General features: G+C 42.5%; 20 protein-coding genes and 3 tRNA genes. 13 read left to right on the top strand and 10 right to left on the bottom strand.

All coding sequences use genetic code 11. The features are described from left to right. On the top strand, positions 1 to 1,082 hold a 1,082-nt coding region (locus K9M07_04210), incomplete at its 5' end, for a phosphotransferase (GenBank protein ID MCF7852429.1). On the opposite strand, the gene K9M07_04205 is transcribed toward K9M07_04210, so the two are convergent. From K9M07_04205 to K9M07_04195, 3 genes are all read right to left on the bottom strand, one after another. Continuing rightward, positions 1,079 to 1,564 carry a GNAT family N-acetyltransferase gene (locus K9M07_04205; GenBank protein MCF7852428.1) on the bottom strand — a complete coding sequence of 162 codons (486 nt, stop codon included), beginning with the start codon at positions 1,562 to 1,564 and terminating at the stop codon, positions 1,079 to 1,081. The two genes, K9M07_04210 and K9M07_04205, sit on opposite strands and share 4 nt — an antisense overlap. A 92-nt stretch (positions 1,565 to 1,656) precedes the next feature. After that, complete coding sequence (locus K9M07_04200) at positions 1,657 to 1,767, bottom strand: DUF1016 N-terminal domain-containing protein (GenBank protein MCF7852427.1); 111 nt, start codon at positions 1,765 to 1,767, stop codon at positions 1,657 to 1,659. Positions 1,768 to 1,784: 17 nt separating this feature from the next. Beyond that, positions 1,785 to 2,306, bottom strand: a complete 522-nt coding sequence (locus tag K9M07_04195) for a hypothetical protein (GenBank protein ID MCF7852426.1) — start codon at positions 2,304 to 2,306, stop codon at positions 1,785 to 1,787. Positions 2,307 to 2,484: 178 nt separating this feature from the next. Here K9M07_04195 and K9M07_04190 point away from each other — a divergent pair, with 178 nt between their 5' ends. Both K9M07_04190 and K9M07_04185 read left to right on the top strand, forming a co-directional pair. Beyond that, entirely contained in the window at positions 2,485 to 4,011 is a 1,527-nt protein-coding gene (locus K9M07_04190) for an NAD(P)H-hydrate dehydratase (GenBank protein MCF7852425.1), read from the top strand. A gap of 153 nt (positions 4,012 to 4,164) precedes the next feature. After that, positions 4,165 to 5,325, top strand: a complete 1,161-nt coding sequence (locus K9M07_04185) for an ATP-binding protein (protein MCF7852424.1) — start codon at positions 4,165 to 4,167, stop codon at positions 5,323 to 5,325. Positions 5,326 to 5,398: 73 nt separating this feature from the next. Here the strand turns inward: K9M07_04185 and K9M07_04180 are convergent, their stop codons facing one another. Beyond that, entirely contained in the window at positions 5,399 to 6,361 is a 963-nt protein-coding gene (locus K9M07_04180; GenBank protein MCF7852423.1) for a GDP-mannose 4,6-dehydratase, read from the bottom strand. Between the two features lie 60 nt (positions 6,362 to 6,421). Here K9M07_04180 and K9M07_04175 point away from each other — a divergent pair, with 60 nt between their 5' ends. After that, on the top strand, positions 6,422 to 7,474 hold the full coding sequence (locus K9M07_04175; GenBank protein ID MCF7852422.1) for a polysaccharide biosynthesis/export family protein: 1,053 nt from the start codon (positions 6,422 to 6,424) through the stop codon (positions 7,472 to 7,474). 11 nt (positions 7,475 to 7,485) lie between these two features. Further along, positions 7,486 to 9,876, top strand: a complete 2,391-nt coding sequence (locus K9M07_04170) for a hypothetical protein (protein MCF7852421.1) — start codon at positions 7,486 to 7,488, stop codon at positions 9,874 to 9,876. Here K9M07_04170 and K9M07_04165 read toward each other — a convergent pair. Further along, on the bottom strand, positions 9,838 to 11,046 hold the full coding sequence (locus K9M07_04165) for a hypothetical protein (protein MCF7852420.1): 1,209 nt from the start codon (positions 11,044 to 11,046) through the stop codon (positions 9,838 to 9,840). The genes K9M07_04170 and K9M07_04165 overlap by 39 nt on opposite strands. 64 nt (positions 11,047 to 11,110) lie before the next feature. After that, positions 11,111 to 14,467 carry a hypothetical protein gene (locus K9M07_04160; protein ID MCF7852419.1) on the bottom strand — a complete coding sequence of 1,119 codons (3,357 nt, stop codon included), beginning with the start codon at positions 14,465 to 14,467 and terminating at the stop codon, positions 11,111 to 11,113. A 92-nt stretch (positions 14,468 to 14,559) separates the two neighbouring features. Between K9M07_04160 and K9M07_04155 the strand changes: the two genes are divergently transcribed. The 7 genes from K9M07_04155 (at position 14,560) to K9M07_04125 (ending at position 18,741) form a co-directional block, all read left to right on the top strand. Continuing rightward, positions 14,560 to 14,630 (top strand) — tRNA-Gly (locus tag K9M07_04155). Positions 14,631 to 15,151: 521 nt separating this feature from the next. Then, positions 15,152 to 16,030 carry a 30S ribosomal protein S2 gene (gene rpsB, locus K9M07_04150; GenBank protein ID MCF7852418.1) on the top strand — a complete coding sequence of 293 codons (879 nt, stop codon included), beginning with the start codon at positions 15,152 to 15,154 and terminating at the stop codon, positions 16,028 to 16,030. A 2-nt stretch (positions 16,031 to 16,032) separates the two neighbouring features. Further along, positions 16,033 to 16,875 carry a translation elongation factor Ts gene (gene tsf / locus K9M07_04145; protein MCF7852417.1) on the top strand — a complete coding sequence of 281 codons (843 nt, stop codon included), beginning with the start codon at positions 16,033 to 16,035 and terminating at the stop codon, positions 16,873 to 16,875. A gap of 20 nt (positions 16,876 to 16,895) precedes the next feature. Next, positions 16,896 to 17,621 carry a UMP kinase gene (gene pyrH, locus K9M07_04140; protein MCF7852416.1) on the top strand — a complete coding sequence of 242 codons (726 nt, stop codon included), beginning with the start codon at positions 16,896 to 16,898 and terminating at the stop codon, positions 17,619 to 17,621. A gap of 5 nt (positions 17,622 to 17,626) precedes the next feature. Next, a complete protein-coding gene (frr, locus tag K9M07_04135) occupies positions 17,627 to 18,178 on the top strand; it encodes a ribosome recycling factor (protein MCF7852415.1) in 552 nt (183 codons plus the stop codon). 409 nt (positions 18,179 to 18,587) lie between these two features. Then, positions 18,588 to 18,662, top strand: a tRNA-Glu gene (locus K9M07_04130). A gap of 7 nt (positions 18,663 to 18,669) precedes the next feature. Next, a tRNA-Lys gene (locus tag K9M07_04125) sits at positions 18,670 to 18,741 on the top strand. Between the two features lie 124 nt (positions 18,742 to 18,865). On the opposite strand, the gene ispD is transcribed toward K9M07_04125, so the two are convergent. The 4 genes from ispD to K9M07_04105 all read right to left on the bottom strand — a co-directional run bounded on the left by ispD (position 18,866) and on the right by K9M07_04105 (position 22,309). Beyond that, a complete protein-coding gene (ispD, locus tag K9M07_04120; GenBank protein ID MCF7852414.1) occupies positions 18,866 to 20,167 on the bottom strand; it encodes a 2-C-methyl-D-erythritol 4-phosphate cytidylyltransferase in 1,302 nt (433 codons plus the stop codon). A gap of 21 nt (positions 20,168 to 20,188) precedes the next feature. Then, positions 20,189 to 20,674 (bottom strand): 8-oxo-dGTP diphosphatase, encoded by a 486-nt coding sequence (locus tag K9M07_04115; protein ID MCF7852413.1) that lies wholly within the window; start codon positions 20,672 to 20,674, stop codon positions 20,189 to 20,191. Between the two features lie 65 nt (positions 20,675 to 20,739). Further along, positions 20,740 to 21,798 (bottom strand): hypothetical protein, encoded by a 1,059-nt coding sequence (locus K9M07_04110; GenBank protein MCF7852412.1) that lies wholly within the window; start codon positions 21,796 to 21,798, stop codon positions 20,740 to 20,742. Next, a complete protein-coding gene (locus K9M07_04105; GenBank protein ID MCF7852411.1) occupies positions 21,791 to 22,309 on the bottom strand; it encodes a UvrB/UvrC motif-containing protein in 519 nt (172 codons plus the stop codon). The genes K9M07_04110 and K9M07_04105 overlap by 8 nt, the downstream gene beginning before the upstream one ends. Positions 22,310 to 22,589: 280 nt before the next feature. On the opposite strand from K9M07_04105, the gene K9M07_04100 reads away from it, so the two are divergent. Beyond that, complete coding sequence (locus K9M07_04100; GenBank protein MCF7852410.1) at positions 22,590 to 22,916, top strand: hypothetical protein; 327 nt, start codon at positions 22,590 to 22,592, stop codon at positions 22,914 to 22,916. The last annotated feature ends 71 nt before the right edge of the window (positions 22,917 to 22,987 follow it).

The raw sequence follows: 22,987 nt of genomic DNA, 5'->3' as shown, positions 1-22,987 counted from the left end.
ATAATGGATTAAGCTTAAGTGATAGAATCTGGGAGTGTCCTTCTTGTAAGAAAACGCTCGATAGAGATATCAACGCAGCTAAGAATATTTTAACCGTCGGGCTGGCGGGGTTAGCCTTTGGAGAGAGTGGAAGACTCGGCAACAATAATTTGTTGCAAAGCTGTTCTCTGTGGATTAGGAATCCCCTGGTTTTAGCCATGGGGAGCTGTCAAAAAGAACAGTTTGCTCTGCAATCGGCTACATTTACTCATATCGATCATACTGATACCATCATCGCAGAAGTCTATAAAGTCACCACTTCTGACAATCAATCTTTCATTTTAAAGATTTGTCCGCGCGTTGATGATTATTTTCGAGAAGTCTACTTTCTTTGCCGGCTCAAAGGCTGCATCCCCGTGCCCCGGATGATTGCCTCTGTCGAACCTTCAAGTAGCCATTTTGGAGCCATTTTAATGGAATATCTGGAAGGTGAACTTCTGAAAGAAGAGGATTGGACAGATGACCTAGCTTTTGAAATGGGTGTTGCCTTGGCTCGCCTTCATAACAATCGAATAGATGGGTATGGGGATTTAACAAAACCTAAGACTTTAACTCGAGATGCTATTTTATACTTCAACAAAAAGTTCCTGGAAGAACTTGATGAATGCAAGGGACATCTTCCGGAAAATCTCATTGAGAAATGTAATGCGTATCTTGATAGTTCTCAGAGCCTTTTGGCTAACGTTGATGGTCCCTGCTTAGTACACCGTGATTTTCGATTGGGAAACATGATTGTCTGTCACGGTCAGTTGCAGGGCATTATTGACTGGGCTAGTGCCCGTTCCGGATTTGCTGAGCAAGATTTTTGTTCAATAGAGCAATTTAAATGGGGCCCTCATGCGAGATACAAGAAAAGTTTTCTAGACGGCTACTCTAGTGTTCGACCCATTCCAAACTATCAATTGATCATGCCACTACTCCAATTAGGAAGGGCTCTTGCGGTGGTTGGATACACTGTCAAAAGCAACACATGGAACAATAGCAACTCAAGTTTATACACACTTAATCGTCAGTTTCTAGATTCATTCGATGACTCAAATTAAAAAAAATGCAAGTTGATATTTCGAGCAATCATTAAGACTTCATCCGCTGAAAATAATTCACGAATAACCATCTCCGGCCGGGCATTGAGTATCTTCTTATACAACGCTTGGGCGCGATTATCCGTTCTTGTTGAAACTAGAATATGCTTTATACAAGCTTCTCTTTGATGGTATAATTCGTCTTTGATTGCCTTTAAAGATTCGCGTATCAATGAGGATCCAATTCCATTTTTTTGCTTGGTAGGTAGCACCGCAATTTGCTCTAATTCCAAGACAACTTCTTTGCGAAACCCGCTTTTTTCTATCCATTGAATATAGCCCAAAATATTTTCTTCGTCTTCCGCAACAAAATACTTTATCCTGGGATAGGAACGCAAATTGCATTCAATCCACTCTTTAGACAGTGTTTGTCGTGGAAATGTTTCTTGATGTACTTTGGCAACACGGAGTAAATCTTGGTCTGTCATTCTTCTAATTTTCATCTAAAGCCCTACCACTCCATCCATTTTTCAGCACTTCTCGAGCATACAACTCCCTTATCAAAGGGCTTTTTAATTTTTCTAATAAAAGTATATTATGCCACACAAGGCAATTGTGCAAGCAGTGCCTGCACAATTTGCTCCTCAGGGTAAACCTCTGCAAATTTCCGCATGTATTTTAAGTTCCGAACTGAGAATCCAGATATTGCGGGGAAGTTTGTAGCTAGATTCCTTCTCTGTTGGCCATTTTAGGTTTTACGCCTATGGTGATATGAAAAGCATACTCTCTTTTTGGTAACCTATATTTCTCTCTAATTCGATCAAGTTCAGGTGCTTCTACAACAAGAAAATAAACTTCATCGATTTTTTGCCATTTAGGAGGGTGCACTATTTGACATTCCTTTGGGATGAAATAAATCGTTTCTCCACATTCTTGAATCCTCCCAACTCCATATTTCTTTATTTCACCTGGATATATAACAGTGATATGAGCCCCAACTAAACCCGAATCTCCAAAATAGGGAGGTTTCTCAAATCCATCTTTTTGAATGAATGTGACAAGCTTGTGAATGTATTTATCATCCACATCAACATAAACAAATCCGTCAGAATTTTTTAACACCCCACAATTAGGTAAATTCTGTTGGATGTAATTTAAGATCATTGGACAAGAAGACGCTTCTTGAGCGATACAACTACTGAAAATTGTGATTAAAAAGACAAATAAAAACCTCAAAGAACGCATATTTTTCCTTATCAGATGTGCTTAAGAGTGAGTTTTTGATAATAGCCAATTTTTGACATAAAAAAACATTATACCGAAATGAGTTGAAGAATTGGAAGTTTAGCTTTGATGGCGCTTCGAATTTTTATCAGGCTTTAGCCGGCTCTGATTTGAGCTTTTTGAATTCATTTCGGTATAAATGGGTATTTTGCTACGATCCGCCTTTATGGAAGAGATTAAAGTTATCACAGCCCTTCAAATGGCAGAAGTTGAGGCAAAAAGCATTCGCGAAGGTGCCAATGCCGATGGTTATATGAAAGCGGCAGGTCGCGCTCTTGCCGAGGTCGTCGAAGAATATATTTTAGATCATGAGCTCTCTAAGCGACTGGTTCTGCTTATTGGCAAGGGCAACAATGGCGGTGATGCGTATACCCTCGGTGAAATTCTTGTTAGGGCCAAATATGCAGTGCGTGCCTATGCACTTTTCCCGGATAGCGAAGTGAGTGAGCTCAATCGCGCGCATAAGAAAAAATTTATGAAGCAGGGGGGAGAGATTGTTTCTATTTTATCGGCGCAAGAGATTGTGCTGCATGAGAATGAACTCGTGATCGATGGGTTATTGGGAACGGGATTTCAGGGAAAAGCGGGGGGGATTATCGCCGATGCCATTGCGCACGTAAACAAACATCCCTGCCTGGTGATCTCAATCGATATCCCTTCAGGCCTTAATGGCAGCACGGGTGAAGTGGCGAGCTTTGCAATGAAGGCAGATCTCACCATTTATTTAGGTCAGCCCAAACTCGGGTTTTTTGTGGGAGAGGGGTATGACTATATTGGTCATTTATCCGGAGTGGAATTCGGTTTAGATAAAAGTGAAATGGATCCAATAGATCCTAAGGCTTTGCTTATCGATAACCACTCGATTAAATCGCTCTTGCCTACAGTTAAACGGACGCGGCATAAATATGAGGCGGGATATGTCCTTGGCTTTGCCGGGACACGAGAAATGCCCGGTGCGGCTGTTTTATCGACCCTGGCTTGTCTCAGGGGAGGTGCCGGAATCGTGCGGTTATTTACGCCGGAAGGCACGATGATTCCCGGGCTTGCTGCGGAGGTGATCCATGCTCATTGGGATCAAGAGCAGATCAAGAGCGAACTCAAACGGACAAAAAGTCTATTTCTCGGCCCCGGGATGGGGCGCAATGAAGCCTCAAAAGAGATGCTGTTTTGGGTACTGAAACAGGCTACGCAGCCTTGCGTGATCGATGCCGATGCGCTCATGTTGTTAAAAGGAGTTGATCTTTCGATCTATCAACAGCCGCTGATTCTAACGCCCCATCGCAAAGAGTGCTTTGAGTTAACGGGCATTGATTCCATTGGGCAGGGGGAAGAGTGGATTCGGAAAATGCGGGCCTATGTCGATCAAAACCGGGTGATTCTTGTTTTAAAAGGAGCGCCTACTTGGGTTTTTCGTCCGCAAATGCCCCCTTCGATCATGACACATGGAAGTCCTGCCATGGCAACAGCGGGAAGCGGAGATGTTCTCACCGGAATTTTAGCGGCTCTTCTAGCGCAGGGAATGGATCCCATGCAGGCTGCACTTCTGGGAATCGGGTTGCATGGAATTGCGGGGGAAATGGCAGCTATTGAAAAAACAGTCTACAGTGTGATTGCCTCAGATCTTATTGATTATCTTCATGAGGCATTTTTTCAACTCATTAAATAGCCTCTGGATATCATGGTTTGGCAAGGGTTGAAAAGTGATAATTTTCCCCAATCAAAAGTTCTGAACGCGTCTCTCCACCTCTTAACTTTTATAATTTTTTGCTTGCATTTTGGATAATCTAAAGTTACACTTTAGATTATCCAAGGTGATCAAATGTTTAAAAGATTTTTAAAAACTCATATACAAGGACTTAGCGAAAAATACCCGGTTGTAACTCTACTGGGTCCTCGTCAATCTGGGAAAACCACCCTTGTGAAAGCTGCATTTCCTCATAAACCCTATGTCAATATGGAAGATGCCGAAAATAGAGCCTTGGCCACCGAGGACCCAAGAAGCTTTATGAGCTCCTATCCTGACGGCGCAATTTTCGATGAAATCCAAAGAACTCCGCATCTTCTTTCCTATATCCAGGTTCTGGTCGATGAATCTAATCAAAAAGGGATGTTTATTTTAACCGGAAGTCACCAAGCAGAACTTCATTCAGCAGTATCCCAATCGCTTGCAGGACGCACTTCACTTCTAAGGCTTCTTCCACTCAGTATTAAAGAAATTCGTGAAGCAAAAATCAACGACTCCCTAGATGAAATCATTCTAAAAGGGGGATATCCCAAAATTTACGCAGAAGACTTGCCAATTACCAATGCTTATAGCAGCTATTTTCAAACGTACGTTGAAAAAGATGTTCGTCAATTACTTCAAGTTAAAGATATCATGCAGTTTGAACGGTTTATCAAGCTTGTTGCAAGCAGAGTTGGTCAGCTTATTAACTATGCTAGCCTGGCCACAGACGTGGGAGTCTCCGCAGTTACAATCAAAGAGTGGATTGCAGTTTTACAGGCAACCTATGTTTTAGTGCAATTAGAGCCCTATTTTGAAAATTTCGGAAAACGATTAATCAAATCGCCCAAACTCTATTTTGCCGACACAGGTCTCGCTTGTCATCTCCTTAACATCGACTCGGTAGAACAACTAAAAAGAGATGCTCTATATGGAAACCTGTTTGAAAATTGGGTTATTATTGAACTCATGAAGGCACGCTACAACCAAGCTTTAGATCCGCGCCTCTATTTTTATCGGGATGTTGCGGGAAAAGAGGTTGATCTTCTCTACCAAAGGGGAAGTAGACTTACGCCAATTGAAATCAAAAGCAGTAAAACTTTTTCAGCCTCTTTTTCCGAAGGTTTGAACTATTTTCATAAACAAGCAGCCGCACGTGCTGAAGATGGAGCTGTGATCTACGGAGGTGATAAATCCCAGAAAATTGGGAAATATGAACTTTTTTCAGCTGAAAATTGCTCTGAATTGATGCTTTAAAAATGAATATTTATGATTTTTATGAAAGCGTTTTCCTTATGAAAAAGGTCTAAAAAACGCAAAAAAATCTTACCTAAGAAACATATTTGAGATACCAGTCGATGAAGCGGTTAACGCCTGTATCAAGCGGTGTTGAGGGAGTAAAGCCAAGGGCTTTGCGGCTTTTTTCAATATCGGCGATATTCATCGGCATGTCGACAGAGGGGCGTGGTTGATAGTCGATCTTTGCTTTTTTACCGAGTCGGTTTTCAATGATCGAAATGAGCTTAGTCAAATCATCGGTATGGCCTTTTCCTAAATTAAAAACATCAAAAGAGGTCTCATATTGAATCGAGGCAATGATGCCTTGAACAATATCGTCAATGTAGGTGAAGTCGCGCTTCATTTTCCCCTCATGATAGACAGTGATGGGATCGCCATTAATAATATTTTGAGTGAAAAGATAAATGGCCATATCAGGGCGTCCCAAAGGGCCGTAGCAAGTAAAAAAACGCAAGCCGATCATTGGGATCTGTGTCATGGTGTGGTAGGCATAAGCGATCAGTTCATTGGCCTTTTTAGTCGCTGCATAGAGAGAAACGGGATGATCCGTTGGGTCTGATTCGGATAAGGGGAATTTGGTGTTGTCGCCATACACGGAAGAGGAAGAGGCATAGATAAACTTTGCAGGTCGGAAAATCTTCATTAACTCGAGTTGATTGACAAAGCCGGTCACATTGGTATCGATAAAGCGTTGGGGATGATGAATGGAAGCCCTAACTCCTGCTTGCGCAGCGAGATGAATCACAACCGTCGGTCGTTCTTTGCTGTAGATTTCTTCTTGTTTTTTGAAATCGGAAATATCGGCATTGTAGATGGGAATATTTTTTTTCTTTAAGATGGCCGTTCGGTCATGCTTGATTTTTGGAGGATAAGCATCATTGTAGTTGTCACAACCAAAAACTTTTACACCTAATTGATGCAAAGCAGAGGCGAGATGAAATCCGATAAATCCCGCAATACCCGTAATATAAATCGATTGATTCTCTATTCTCATGCAAGTTATTGTAGTTCATTAATGATAAAAAGACATCCATTTTGTAAACAAATTTTGAATATGAAAATCAGACACCTATTCTTTTTATTTTGCAGTATCTCACTGCTCGTTGGCTGCGGTAATCGACCCTATATGGGAGATGATGTTCTTGGAGCCAAAGACTTTGTTATGGATTCTTATCAAATCCAAATGGGGAAGACATCGATTTTGAATTTTGAAGGAGAGGTTTTTCAACCGATTTCTTCTCAATTACTCGAAGAGTATCCCGATGCGATTGAAAATGGGGATGTCCTTGTGATCCAACTCTTTCATCCGACGCGGCATGATGAGATCAATCGATTAATGAGTTTGACGATGCAGGGATTTTTAGTCCAGCAAGAGCAGCTCGTGTTGCCGCTGATTGGTTCAGTACAGGTTAAAGGGCTCACGTTGCTGCAGGCACAAAATGCCATTCAGCAAAAATACCAAGATGAAATGCAGGGCATTGAAGTTTTTTTATCTTATAAAGAGAGGCTCGATCAAAAAGTGGAAATTGCAGGGCTCTCTTCCGTTCATTCGATGCCCGTCAATGGACACTTGCGCTTATTTGAAGTGATTGCTGCAGCTAAAGTTCCTGTCCAAGCCAATTTATTTAAGAGTTATCTCGTTCGCGATAATAAATTGTTGTCTATCGATTTTGAAAAATTGATAAGAGAGGGCAATATGCAACAAAATGTTGTGATGCGAGGAGGGGATAAGATCTATATTGCAGGCCCGGAAAGTTCTAATGTATATGTGATGGGAGAGGTGAAGAGAGAGGGGGCCTTCCCGATGATTAATAATGCCATGCCGCTGAGAGAAGCCCTTGCCCTCGCCGGGGGGATCTCCTTTACGGGAGATAAAGCCTATATTCAAGTGATCCGCGGAAATTTAACGCGCCCTAAGATTTACACACTCACATGGAATCACATCATCCATCTCCCCACCAACAGTATGTTATTGATTCCCGGGGATATTGTGTATGTAGCAGCAAGCCCCATCACTCAGTGGAATCGCTTTATTAATCAACTCTTCCCCAGTTTTACCGCCTATGAATTCTTCAATAAGGGAATACAGGGTGTGATTGTACAGTAGAAGGTGATAGGATGAACGGATATTTTTTAACGATTGCAGATTTGGTTCTCTTTTTTAATCGGCAGAAAAAAAAGCTCGCTTTGATTTTTATCATGACCTCTTTGCTATTGAGCCTAATGTTGATTATGCGCCCCCCTAAATATGAAGCGATTGCGAGTTTTCAAGATACGGGACATGCCGGATCAGAGGAACAAGTGAGGGCGCTTAAAAAAATGATGGATACGAGCCAATCCCAATATTATAAGGGAAAAGCCGCTGTTTGGATTCCTTCCTCACAGGTTTTAGAAAGAGTGATTCAAGATGAGGGACTACAGTGCCAACTGATGCCTCAGTCGTTATGGAAGCGCTTTACTCTGATGCTAAAAGCTCATTTCAAATTAGAGGCGTATCAAACAGGGCAAATGGTTGTAGATCGCATTGTAGATGCCACCTATAAGGGCGATCAAGCGAAAGAAATGACACTGCATGTGCAGGGTTCTCACTTGCTTCGCATTGTGATGGATAATGAAGTTCAAGAGGTGACAATTCCGGGACGCTTCGAAATAGGTCCAATCTCATGCGCAATCAAAGAGCCTTTCACCCAAAGGGAAGTGGGTTCTTTTCTCCCCGTTACATGGATCGGATTGGATCAGGCGCTCCTTAAAACCAAGCACGATTTTCATATTCGGATGAATGAAATGGATCGCAATGTTCTCAAACTCTCATTTCTACACCCATCGAAATCAAAAGCAAAATCGGCTTTGAATGCGATGATGAAAATATATCAAAAAGTATTAAAAAATGACTTGGATCGGGTCATCATGTCGCAAATGGATTATTTAACCTATCGACAAGAACAGCTTTTTGATCAGTTTGAGGGAGCCATGAAAGAGCATGTGGGTTATTTCAAGAACAATATCAAAAGCCATGGATTTATGATGACATCCGATTGGCTGTCTCAACGCAATGCGCTTGATATTAAATTTGAAGATCGGCTTCAAAAAGTGACGGGGGAACTTGAAAATAGCCTCTTTATAAAAGAAGCGGAGCTTTTGCTTCCCGATGAAAAAAACCGTGCACTATTAAATGTCCTTGCCGAACTAAGACAAAAAAGAGAGGCGCTCCCCTCTTCTCTCTCCACGGCAACTTTGTATTCCGGCACCACAATGGATTTGAAAACGTGTGAATCACTTCTGGATGCCAATGTCCGCCGTATGGAGGCCCTCAAAAAAGAGATCAGCGAGCTCAACTATGTTCATGAGCATATTTTGCAAAATGCATTTGATTTAAGCGGTTTATCCATGCTTTTTGGCGATCCGATGGCAGAGGAGCGGATAAGAGAAGGCGCTTTGCTCATGCAGCAACTCAATGCCCCCGAGCAGCTAGGCCAAAAAGAGCTTGAAAAAGCGGAAAAAAAATTAAAACAATGCCGTTATTCTTTGAAGCGATATATCGAGCAGCGCATTGAAATCGGGCGCAATGAAGAGGCGCTCTTGCAAGAGCAAATCGATGCCATCCAATCGAAATATCTCACGCGTCTTGATCGAGAAATTCAAACGCTGCAAACACAAAATCAACACCGGACAGATGAATATATCAAACTGCTCCAAGGTGAGAAACTATTCCTCGAAAAGAAGCGCTCGGAATTCAAACAGGAGCTCGAGTATATTCCTAATCAATGGATGTCCGAGACGCTTTTAAAGCTCAAATCGGATCTCAATTATAGTATCTTAGAAGGGTTATCGCAGTTGATTGAATCGACAAATGTGAAGCACCATATGATGCAAGTGGAGGCGCGGCCGATTGATTTTGCGCGGGTTGGGCGTACATTTTATACTTTCTCACCCCTTTTAAGTGGCATCATTGGGGGAGGATTGGTGGCGCTGATTGTTTTGGCGGGGATGATCTTCCGCTCTCTTCGCCAAGGATTTCCTATTGCTTTTGAGACGCTAAAACATCTCAACGCCATCGTCTATCCCCATTTTACAGATGAGCGCTCCCCCTCTTTTCGCTCATTGATTCATGGACTGTCCGGGGCAAAATATATCGCTCTATTTCAATCAAATGCATTGACATATGCCCAGACGGTTGCTCAATTTTACGCAGAAAAACTCTCTAAAAAAGTGTTATTCATTCAAATCAATGAGGGTGCAGTGAGTGCCGATTTGCCTAGCTCTTTTGATCAAATCCATTTTGACAAAGGATATTTATCCTTTTTTAGTGAAGAAGAGATCAAAAAAAGAGAAGCGCTTTTGCATCAATACGATCAGGTCATTGTTGCTTTTGATTTAAGAGCCTGTGATCCGGAAGCAGCTCTCGCTTTGCAGCATTTTGATCGTGTTGTTATGAGTGTACAAAAAGAGACCTATTTTGAATTGGCTCCACTAATAGGAAAAAATAACGCGATCTTTATATACGTATAAGTCAAGGGCCTCATTTTGCTCGTTACAGACTTTTTCGTACTCCTGCAAGAGAAGGCATAGATATTGCAATATGGCCTCTAAAGAGAGGTTGTCTTGTGCAAATTGAGTGGCGTTGTCGGCAATTTGATGCGCCTTTTCGTCATGGTCTTGAGCCCATTTGAGTTTTAAAATGAGATCGGCCATATCTTTTTCAATAGAAATATAGTGATAGTCGGGGATCAGTCCTTCATAATACCATTGAATAGAGGACGAGTCAGGTTTGAGCACGACACTATTTGATAACAATCGCCAATGCAAGCCGGGATATGTGCATGCATTTCCATCCAGGCAAATGAGGTATTTATATTTGAGGTGCGCTTCGGGTGTGAGAAAAGAAGCGATGTGGAATTGATCGAGAAACTTATCTTTAAGCGGTTTGGGAACTTGTATTGCATCGGTAAACCTTGCGTCGAGGAACTCGGGATAGAGTTCTGAAAGAGTGCATGCTTTGCAGCGGGGGCTTGCTGCGTAGTTTCCGTTGACAAAGTCAATGCCCGTCGCACCGCCGCGCCAAAGACAGCGGTTGATTTTTTCCTCCCAATGGATTTTTTCATTAGCCCGCATAATTTTAGGCATTAAACGATGTGTCCAAGCATAAGATGTTGTTTTGCTCGCAAAGCAAGTAAAATCGGGAATGAGGATTTGGTGGGAATTATAGCGGTGTTTGGCAAAAACGAAAATGGGGGAGTCAATCCCTTTCATATCATCTTCGAGCGATACGATAAAATCGATATTGAGTTTTGGATAGAGTTGGCATAGTGTTTCAAGTCCTTTTTTCATCGCTTTAAAGCGAATATGGTCTTGGCAGGTTGTTTGATAATTTAACTGAGAATAACTGATTTGAAAGCGGGCAATTTTTTGTGATTGGAGTTGTAGATATGTACTGTCGAGTTTGCGCCGGGAAATCGGCTCATTGCGATACCGATTTAAGTCCTGCTCAATGCGCTTAAGCATCCAAGGCGGGGGTGGGGATTGCATCCGTTTGGCAAAACTCTTCGGACACAGCGCTAAAGTGACGGGGCTGAGATTGCGATTGTATATAAATCTCTTGACGGTTGATCGCTTGGCATAAGCAAAGGAGGCGAGAATAATCGCAAAAATGAAGATCAAAAACAATACTCTGCGTCTCATAATGATCCATGAGGTTGTCAGGGTAAAAAGCCTAAATCAGCCGGGATCTTTTGTCTAGTCTTTTTTAGAGATCTTTGGATAGTTCGCGGTATTTTTGAATCATTTTTACGGCGAGTGGCGCTGCTTCTTTCCCGAAATCGCCAAATTTTAGGTAGACAATGACGACAAGTTCAGGTTCGTCGTAGTTGGGTTTTTGTGTGGCGGGATCCGGGCGAAAGGAGACGGCGCTCGTCCAAATGTGTTTACAGATAATGGGTTTAAAAGCGCGGTCAAGACAAGGTTTATAGAGGATTTCAGCTGTTGCCGTTTTGCCGATCATGCTTTTAATGGTTTGGCTATATTGTTTTTTTTCAATATGTGATTCGAGTAGACCATGAATGGCGCCGGGACGTGCAGAGCCATGGGCTCCATTCAGCACGCGATAGAGCGCATCAAATAAATAATGTTTCACTTCTTTCGGGTAGTTGAGTTGTCGAATAATAGAGGGGCAAATAGGGTGCGATAGGATTTTTTTCTCCCTTTCAACGGTCTCCGTAAAAAGGGGGAAATCGATTCCAACGGAGTTGAGATAGTCTTTATAGGGGAAATATTGGCGGGTCAAATTGCGTTCATGAAAATGCTGCTCGCTTTCAATTTTATGAATCATTTCGGGTTTGAGGACTCTGCCCCCATTGCTTACGGTAGACATCATCACTGCCGTTTGAATAGGAGTCACAACCATGGAATGTTGTCCAATTGCAAGAGCGTAAAGTCCCGTTAAATTATCGACAATATCAGTAGGAAGGATGCCGCGCACTTCACCGGGAAGATCGAGCCCTGTTTTTTCACCTAAACTCATTTGTCTGGACAGGCGCGTGAGATCTGTTGGTTTTTTTAAAATATCCGAGGCTAAGAGGGAAAAATAAATGTTACTCGAGTATTCAAAAGCTCCTTGCAAATCAATTTTACCCACTTTTTTGTAACTGGCGGGGAGGCGTCCTCCTCGATAATGCCTGGTGATTTTACGCCCGTCTACATGATAGCCGAGGATCTGTTTGGCTCTCTCCTTCATTTTGGGGTCGGAATTGTCAATAATTGTCATAGGATTGAGTTTATCGGGTCGATCCGGGGAATAGATTTGGTCTAGCGATTCGAGTGCGGTGATGATTTTAAAAATGGATCCCAAAGGGGCGGACTCTTGAAAGGCATAAGAGCGGGCATATCCAAATCCGGATAAGGGGTAAAAGTGCATGGCAAGTTCTCTTTGTGTTTCGTTTTGCAAAGAGATATGTCTGAGATGGTAATAGCCCCAGAGAGGGGCGTTTAAATCGTCAAAAGTAGCAAAAGATTGAAGTAGAGCAAGGGCTTCGTCAGAAGCAAAGCGCTTGAGGGTATGGCGCAAAACTTGGAAATCGGATTCCGCTTGAATCAGTTTAAATGAGAGTTGAGTGCACGCCTTGCAATAGAGATCAATTGTTGGCTCATGAGGTAAGGGAATAGATAGGAAAGCGGCGATAAACTGCCATCGATTTTTGTCATAAAACGCGGTGAAGAGTTCCTTTTCTTTTTGCGTTAAGTATTCCAGATAGGGTTTTTGATAGGTCTTGTTTTCTTTTTCCCGTTGCCGCATTTCTTTTAAGTAGGATTTAAAATGCGTCTGTCTCCATTGAAGAAAATCTTCCTGTTTGTAGAGATCGCGGATTAAGGGTTTGAGATGATCTTCGATTTGAGCAAAGGCCTGATTGAGGCGGCGATATTCCGAGAAAGAAAAATCTTGCATCACTTCAATGAGCGCACTGCTAAAGCGCTCTAAAGGGGAGACCAAACGGCATAAGTCAAGGAATAGGAGTTTATCGTCATTATAGTCGAGGCCTAATAAATAGGGATCAAGGGCTAGTTTAATATGGCTGATTTGTTCCGCATTTTTTAAGAAGCAATCTTGGGTGTACTGGAGTGTGATGATATCGGTAGACTGTCGAGATAGCCGGCTTTTTTCTCCGGAGTAGAGAAGGTCAATGATGATATTGAACGGGGCATCATCGCATAAGTCGATGAGAGTTTGGCACAGCTTTTGGATTTGAAGAGAGACTTTAATTGAAGAGACGTTTTTAAGAGCTGCTTTGACCTGAGAATTTTTAGATAGAATATAATCGAGATAGGTTTCCCAATCCAGCTGTTGCGTTTGAGTATAGTATCCCCCTTTGAGAGGAGAAAATAATTCGCGCTCTAAAGGGCATTTGCCATCCCAAATTTTGCCAATGTATTGAGGTGTTTCCAGCCACTTTGCAATGTTGACTTGCTTAGCTTTTTTTTCCTCATGACTTCCGGAAAAAATAAAGTCATTCGGATCAAAACGGGGATATGAGGCAAGAGCCAAGATAGCTCCCGTTTTTGGGTCTATAGCGATGATAGCGCCTCCTTTAATCCAAGGGGCATGAATCAAATTGTGATTCTTACCCGCGATGCGAAATCTCTGGTCTCGTTTGATTTCATGTTGAGCGAGAAGCTCTTCAGCCAAGGTTTGCATCTCAGTCGAGAGGTTGAGATAAAAGCGCTTTCCGGGCGTTGCATGGTATGAATCGGGGAGTTCTCTGATGAGATGGCCATGTGTATTCACTTCATATTTTTTTCTGCCATAGTAGCCTCTCAGTTCGGTATCAAAACACTTTTCAATCCCGGCTTTTCCGATAGAAGTGGTAATTGAGTAGGACTTCTCTTTTAATTCTGCCAGACGTCGTCTTGCCGACTCAACGGTGTTGTGATTGGGGGGGAGAATTTCAGGGAGGCCCTCTTCTCTTTTTTGAAGAAAGGTGCTCAGCTTCTCGATTTCTTGCAGGATTTTAAAGTGTTCACTCCCATTAATGGCTCCCATATATCCCAATACATGACAAGCCGTTTTCCCATTGGGATAAGTGCGCTTGGCTTGCATTTGCGCTTTAAGCCCCGGCATTTTTCTCTCTAGCATGCGCAGTTCATAATAAGTGGCCTCATCAATCCCCTCCTTGATGATAAAGGGGGTACTTGGGAAAATCGCCGCGTTGCTATAGATCATGTCCTCGATATAGAGGGGGTTGATATGCAGTTTTTCCCCAAGGATGGAAGCGAGCCGTTCAATATAGAGCTTGCGGTATTGGATTTTTTCCCGTTTTCTCCAGGGTCTTTTCTTCCAAACTATTTTGGGAATGGTGCGGATCTCATCAAATTGGACGGCGGCATTATACTGGATCCGGTTGGCTGCAAGGAGGTGGTTGTCTCGATCGACAATCGAGCCGCGATTAGCCGGCTCAATTAAAGATTTATATTGGGGTTTTTTGGACAGCTCGGAGTAATAGGGATATTGTAGCGTCGTCAAAATAACGACCCTAATCCCGATGAGAATAAAAATGACTAAAATAAACATTAAAAGGCGATTAGCCTTTTGGGGGATATCATCTTTGAGCATAGGCTCAGCATATGAAAGGGGCTGATTTTCTTGAACTGATTTTTCTTGAATTTAAATCGATCGTAGAATTAATCTTTAGTTCAAGTTTTTTTGCGCCTGTAGTTCAATGGTAGAACAATAGCCTTCCAAGCTATTAGTGACAGTTCGATTCTGTTCAGGCGCTAAGTTCGAGTTCAAGCCGTTAAATATATTTTTATTTAACGGCTTTTTTTCTTCCCAAATAAGGTTCAAAACCGAGATGATTCGACCGCTCGATTTTGCAACTTTTTGGGTCTGCCTGCCTCGATCTTTTGCGCATCATGCGCTCGATCTATGGTCGAACTGGGAGATTATTAAAACCGGGAAGGGGTAAAAAACCCCTTTCCCGGTTTTAATAACTCCCCCGAAAACAAAGATATCGAGGCCTTCAGATCCAAAAAGTTGCAAAGTCGAGCTCTGAATTTACGAGAAATGAGGGCCGGCCTTGTTTTAAATTCCCGGGAATGGTATTTTTTTAACCAAACTTTGGATGATTTTTGTCATTTTGAGTTTACAGCAGATATAAAGATTTAAAAAATCTCCTCTATGGATAGAGGAGATTTTTGACGGTTAAGGAATAATTAGCTATCACATCGGCGGCAGCTTAACTCCCCGCACTGGAGCAGGGAGATTGCAGCTCGGCCTCCGTTCAACTATGAGGATGATTTGGAACAAACTAAACAACAAGTTACAGTAAAGGACCTTCTTGAGTCAGGAGCTCATTTTGGCCATCAACGCCATCGCTGGAATCCCAAAATGAAATGCTATATTTTCAAAGAGCTCAATGGGATTTACATTATTGATTTGTCAAAAACGATCCAACAGCTTCGCGATGCGATGCGCCTCGTAGAAGAATATGTTGCGGACCATAAGAGCATTCTCTTTGTCGGAACAAAAAAACAAGCAAAAGAAGTGGTTCGTGAGTGTGCAGAAGAGTGTGGTGAATTTTATGTCTGTGAGAGATGGCTCGGCGGTATGTTAACGAACCTGACAACGATCCGCAAATCGGTCAAGAAACTGGAAAAAATTGAAAAAGACATCACTAAAGGTGGTGAGGGGTTAACAAAGAAAGAGCTTTCGAAATTATCTAAGACACACCAAAAGCTTGATAAAGGTTTATCCGGGATTCGCACTTTGAAAAAAATGCCCGGGCTTCTTGTCGTTGTTGATCCGGGTAGAGAGCATATTGCTGTCGCCGAAGCGAAAAAACTGGGAATCCCCGTCATGGCCTTAGTCGATACGAACTGCGATCCGGATCCAATTGATCATGTCATTGCATGTAACGATGATGCGTTAAAGAGTATCAAGTTGATTCTTTCGTCTTTAACACGCGCCATCATTCAAAAGAAAAATGAGATGAATATCCCCGTAGCCAAAGAGGACTCTTTTGCAAGTGCTGTAGCTAGGGGTGAAACTAGTGCTGAGTTCAGAGAAAAAGCGGAAGAAGAGTCAGAAGAAGCTGCACCGAGAAAGGCACATGCTCCCCGAGCTAAATATGCAGCCCCAACTAAATCAAAACAACAGTCGCAAGAAACGGAGAGTTAATCATGTCTAATGTGACCGCTTCAATGGTTAAAGAACTTCGCGATCGTACCGGTGTTGGCATGGGGAAATGTAAAGAAGCCCTAGACAAAGCCAATGGTGATATCGAGGAAGCTATTAATATTCTAAGAAAAGCCGGAATGGCTTCAGCCGTCAAAAAAGAGTCTCGCGAGACAAATGAGGGAATGGTTAATTTTGTCGAAGACGATCATTCGATTGCCATTGTTGAAATTAATGCAGAGACGGATTTTGTTGTTCAAAATGAGCGTTTCCAAGAATTTGCTAAAATGGTTGCTGAAGAGTTGCTTAAGCACCAATCAACAGATCTCGATCAGTTTTTAACATGCCAAACAAGCAGTGGAATGACAGTTGACGAGTGCCGTGCCGAGCAAATTCAAAGTCTCGGAGAAAATCTCCGTATTCGTAGAATTGAACTGATTAAAAAACCGGCGAATCATTCTTTTGGTGTTTACTCACATATGGGTGGAAAAATTCTATCTCTTGTGGAAATTGCCGGATCAGATCAAGAACAAGAACTCGCTCGCGGTATTGCAATGCACGTTGCTGCTGAATTTCCCGAGTATCTCTCTCCTGAAGAGGTGCCTGCCGATATTAAAGCGCGTGAAGACGATATCGCTCGTAATCAAGTTCAAAATAAGCCTGCAAATATCCAAGATAAAATCGTTGAAGGTAAACTCAACGCATTCTTCGATCAGGTGTGCTTAATCCGTCAAAAATACGTGCGCGATCCTTCAATGACAATAGAACAAGTCATTGCAGCTAAAGGAAAACAAGAGGGTAAGGCTCTGACTTTACATCGTTTCCTCCGCTGGCAAATCGGCGCATAAAAAAAAGAGGGGCCTAGCCCATGCCACAATTAGCATATGATAGGGTCCTTCTCAAGTTATCCGGTGAGGCTCTTGCAGATCACAAGAGCCCCACAGGAGTTGACCATACTGCATGTCAACACATTGCCGATGCAATCATTGCAATGAAAAAGACCGGTGTTGAAATCGGTGTTGTTGTGGGTGGTGGTAATATCTTTCGTGGAAATCAAGCTCCACAATTTGGTCTTTCTAAAACACCTGCCGATCATATTGGAATGCTGGCAACAGCGATCAATGGCATCATTCTTTCGCAAATGATTCAAAAACTCGGGTTTAAAAGTCATGTGATGAGCGCTATCCCGCTCAATCACATTGCAGAGCCCTTTGAATGGGCAAAAGCCAAAGCGCTTTTATCGGATCAGACGATTTTATTTTTTGTCGGCGGTACGGGGAATCCCTACTTTTCAACCGATACGGCTGCAGCCCTTCGAGCGATTGAAATGGACTGCTCGATTTTAATTAAGGCGACAAAAGTAGATGGTGTTTATGATAAAGATCCTAAACAATATGCTGACGCTCAAATTTTTTCCAAATTGACCTATAACGATGTCTTAAATCAAAGACTCAATGTGATGGATGCAACGGCGATCGCCTTGTGCCGCGAAAACCAAATTCCGATTCAAGTTGTCAATTTATTTTCAAAAGAAGCGTTATTAAAGGTGTTATATCAAGAACCCATTGGAACCATTGTAACTGAAGGTGAATAACGATCATGGATGTAAAAAAAGAAACAAAGAAAATGATGGAAGAGGTTTTCCAACATTTTTTAAAAGAGATGAAACATTTAAGAACAGGCCGAGCCAATCCGGGTATGCTCGATGAAGTTCAAGTTGAAGTCTATGGGACACACATGAGCATCAAAAGTCTTGGGAATGTCACTGTGTCCGAAGGGCGTCAATTAATGATTTCACCCTTTGATCCTCAAACGGCAGGAGCGATTGCTAAATCCATTGAGAAGGCGAATTTAAATCTCCAAGCGATTGTCGATGGACATACCGTGCGCGTTCCCGTTCCACCGCTTTCTGAAGATGTGAGAAAAGATATCGTGAAGTTGGGTAAGAAAAAAGCGGAAGAAGCCAAAATTTCCATCCGCGAAGTGCGTAGAAAAGCCAACGATATGGTCAAAAAGAAAAAAAGCGACGGTGATTTTACGGAAGACCAAGTCAAAAAAATGGAAAAGGAAGTTCAAACTTTAACGGATGACTTTTGTAAGCAAATTGATGAGAAATTTGCCGAAAGAGAAAAAGAAATCCTCTCTGTTTAAACTTTGCTCTCGACCTATGGTCGAGCCGGGAGATTATTTAAACTAGGAAGGGGTAGAAAACCCACTCTCTAGTTTAAATAACCCCCCGAAAACAAATATATACCGAAATAAATTGAAGAATTGGTTTTTATCTTCGCCGGCATCTTCGACTTTTTACCCTTAATTTTTTGACCTATCTTCAATAGGATCAAAAAATTAAGCCGGCTAAAGCCTGATAAAAATTCGAAGCGCCATCAAAGCTAAAACCCCAATTCTTCAACTCATTTCGGTATATCGAGGCTCTCAAACTCAAAAAGTTACAAAGTCGAGATAAATCACTTGTGAAAAAATAGGTCTCTTCAGTAAAATTTGGCCTATGTTTAGCGGGCACCTCTATTAAATAGAGGAGCCAACCAGATTCTAAATTATTGGCCCCATCGTCTAGCCCGGTCTAGGACATCAGGTTTTCATCCTGGCAACAGGGGTTCGAATCCCCTTGGGGTCAACGTAATGAGACTTTAGCTCAGCGGTAGAGCATCTCCCTTTTAAGGAGAGGGTCGATGGTTCAAATCCATCAAGTCTCATTCTCTTTTTTCATTCAGATTCATAAAATTACGTATCAACGATCCTCGGTTATAACACAGGTATAATTCAAGGGTTGTATGATTATGTGAATAAGGCAGAAATAGTAAGACCTATTTTTTATATCTATAGTTCTATGTGATGTGGAAGTATGAAGTGTTGGGCGGTAACTTGTGAAGACAAGATATCGATCACTCGCTTTGCGACATCGGATGGTTTGAGTCGGGTGTTTGGATCCTCATTGGGGTAATATTTTTGTCTCAGGGGCGTATTTGTCCTTGAAGGGGAGAGGATATTGACATAAAGCTCGGGGCGCTCTTCTGCTAGCCCTTGTGTAAAGTTGACAAGGGCGGCTTTACAACTCGAGTAGACGATAAAATCTTTGCGGCCTTTACTCCATGAAGAGGAGCCGATATTTAAGATATGCCCTCCTTGTTGGATGTCTGCGACTCGGCAGCAGTGCATTAAGGAGAGGTAGTTGTCATAGGCCATTTGATCGACCATGGGACCGGTTAATTGATGCAACGGAGAGACGATAAGTGATCCCATGCAATTGATGAGGCCATCCAGTGCGCCCAGTTGTTGAAATGTTTTTTTGATCGTTTCAGGATCTTTTAGGTCAGCGCGAGGGAGGGGAATTGCAATGCCTTCAGAAGCTTTGATCGCTGCGCAAATAGCTTGTCCAATGCCTCCATGCCCACCGGGGATAGCAAAGCGCTTATTTTTCAAAGATAGGGTTGGTTTGCATTCGGCTTGATGGATACGGTGATAGAGAGAGGCCATTTCATAATCAAATGTAGTTGTAATTTTAAAATTTTGGGGTGAACCGAGTACGATATGAATCGGTTTCCCCATGGCATGCACAAGGCGGCAATCATCCGTTTGATCGACGAGTTCCTTGGAGAGGGCCCATTCATGGGCCTTTAGGATGAGATCTAGGCGAAATGTTTGAGGGGTTTGACCCTGATAGAGTGAGGAGCGGGAAGGCATTGCCTCGATGGTGTCTCCTTCTCGAGATTGAATGAGCGTATCTGTAGCCGGGATACACGTGTCGACTGCTCCATACCGCTTGACTGCATCGAGATTTTTTTGAATGATCTCAGGGGTGATAAAAGGGCGGACAGCATCGTGGATCATGACAAATTCGATAGAAGAAGCGCACTGTTGAAGCGCTAGATAAGAGGAGGCTTGACGCGATGCCCCTCCTTTAATGACCATGACGTGGGGCCATTCTCGTATTTCTTTTTGTACAGACTTAATCCACTCGGGATGAGTGGATAAAATGATTTGTTGAAAGGGGTGTGCTGCCAGGCATTTTTTCAATGTGATGAGATAAATGGGCTCGCCATCGATGCGAAGAAATTGCTTAGGGTGTTGAGCTGAAAGCCTCTTTCCATCGCCTCCCATCAAAAGAATGAGTGCTGTCATACATCGCCTTCCTAAAAGTTTTTAGCGACAAAATTGAAAGGATAGCGGTTTATCCCGATCATACGGCATATAGCCGTGAAAAGGACGGGGGTCTTGATCAAAGATGAGCGGAAGAAAGTAACGGTCGCCCTCCCACATGGGAAGGGTTGAGATTTGATCGAGGGGAATCCATTCAAGAGGCCCTTCGGGGCTCTCATCAAAAGGAGTTCCCTCGAATGCCGTAATAAGGAAAATAAACCCGAGCCAATCTTCACCTTTGGGGCCAAAATTAGTCCAATTAATTGTGCCCCGCAGTTGCATCTCGCGGCATTCAATGCCCGCTTCTTCATAAATTTCACGTCGCATGCAGGTATAGATATCTTCATCGCGTTCCATTTTTCCACCGAGGCCATTATATTTCCCCAAATGATCATCACTTGGGCGCGCGATGCGATGCACGAGCAAAACGCGCTCCTGATCAGGAGATAAAATATAACCTAAAGTTCCCATAATGGGTTGATAGGGCATGGCAATATCACTCATCCATTCAATTTAATTGAGATGATAAAAGATCAAATGCTTTTTTCACAAAGTCAAATTGTGATCGAGAGGTCCTTCAGTGTTTCTTTTAAAAAAGAGGATCGGTGTTCTTTCAATTCCGAAAGATCATTAGGCGCGTCCATTGCATAAAGCAAATGAGCGCGCTGTACTTGAAAGAACAGGTGATGGATTTTGTTTAAATCAATACCTGTGACCCATCCAAGTTGGATACCGAGTTTAATTTGACTTAAGGAGGAGAGTGCTTCCTTCGCATCAATCTGATAATTATTTGTGAGAGAGCCGATCGCTCTAGAGATGCGATCTTTAATTTGTGTTGAAGGCTTTTCAACTAGCTTGGATTGCAACTCTCGTTCGAGATGCATCAGTTTTAAAGCATTTGTGTGGAGTAGATCAAGGATTTGATCTTCACTAATCCCTAGGGTATAGATGTTTTGAATCATCCCGATATCGCCCGTAAAATCGAGATTGCGCGATAAACTCGAGAGCATGATGCCATTATCCATATGATTCATAATATCAATCGGTTTTTTCAAGTGCAAAAGTAAGGGGAGGTGTAATAGCGATTCAATAATAAGCCCCGTTCCACATTGTGTAGGATCGGCAGTGAGGAACCCAAATTGCTCTGAATAAGCAAACTTAAGCAGCGAATTGAGCTCCTGATCAAGTGCCATAAGTTTTTGAAACGATTCTTCCCATTTGCTACTTGAATCTTTGATATGAATGCATAAATGATCGATAAAATTGACTGAGATGAGGATGGAGTTTGTCTCATCAATGCAAAATCCCTGCCCGGCACCAAAAGATTTCATTTCCGGTAGAGTGAAAAAATGCTCGTGTAAAAAATCTCGATCATTTTGAGAGAGGCAATCGGCATCTAAAAATACCGGATTGATGAGGATTTTCGATTTGAGCAAGACGGTTCTGATGATATTTTTGACATGAGAGAGTTCCGTCGTGGAGAGGTGTTCCGGGAAAAGCATGTTGGCGAGATTGCGCTGCAATATAAATGTTGAGGCGGGCCAAATAGGAGTTAAATTCGAGTCCCAAGGTGTGTGCTTCAGTAGGGATAGAGGGAGATTATATTTATTCATGGGTTGACTCCTCCATTAAAGTATTGATTCGATCTCTAAGCCAAGCTGCTTGTTCATAATTTTCTTCCTTGACTGCAGTATCGAGGGCTAAGTTGAGTTCATCGAGTTTATCGCATGTCGCATTTGAAACTTGAGGGTGTGAGCGGCCTTTATGGAGAACGACAGTGGAGTAGGTGATATTTTTTTTCGGGAGATCCTTAATCCGATTGAGCTTTGTCAGCTGTTCAATAATAAGATCATTAAAAATGACATAGCATTCGGAGCAACCGATATAGCATCCCATGGTGATGGCGTCGACTGAGGTGTTACAGCGGGGGCAGCAGCGTAAGCTTTGCTCTTCATGGGTAATCTCAGTCTCTTTATTAATTTTTTTGCCCTGATAGAGTTTCGCATTGATGACAGGGCAATCTTCACATGCATGAGAAACCGTTACCTCTTTCCCTTTTACTTCCTTATAGACAATCTTTGTCTGCTTTTTACATTGATTACATTCTAAGGGGCGATCAGTCATGAGGTACCTCATTTATATATTTTTAGTATCCTTTTTAGGAGTATCAAGCTTGTTAAAAAAAGTAAATTAATGAATAAGTAGGAATATACCGGGAGTGATTCAAGAGTTGGAATTTTTAGAAGCCGGCGCACCGATGGTCGATCAGGCCGAAGGCCTTTTACCGAACCGATGCGCTATTGACAATAGGCAGAGGTGAGGTAAATCGACCAAGCGGGGATGCCGGCGACAAAAAAAACAACTCTTGAATCGCGAGCGGTATATAACCGAAATGAGTGCCGCTATGAAAAAGTTATCCTTGTCTTCACTAATCATTGCTTTAGCATTAACGGGTTATTGTTCTGATCTTCTCTCAAGAGCCCCCGATGTTTTACCCGTTCAAAGAACCTCAGCGCCTCTTTGCTCTCATCTATCTCCGGCTGAACAAGAGTTTGCAATGCAGCTCTCTGATTTACATCAAAGGGTGTTTTGTGGGAATTTTACGGGGGATCAAAGGGCCGAAGCCCTTGCCCTTTTGCTTTCTAAATCCCCTAAATATAAAGGTCTAACTCCTGATGAAGCTGTCGAAATGGTCATACAAAATGCGCGCACTCCATCTTCTCCTCAATAGCAAGGGATGGGCAATCGTCAGGGAATGCAAAATTCCAATATGCAAGAGCGCCAAGGGGGCATGAACCGGGC

Source organism: Simkaniaceae bacterium (genome assembly GCA_021734805.1).
Classification (GTDB): domain Bacteria; phylum Chlamydiota; class Chlamydiia; order Chlamydiales; family JACRBE01; genus Amphritriteisimkania.
This window is presented reverse-complemented; position numbering and strand designations above follow the sequence as displayed.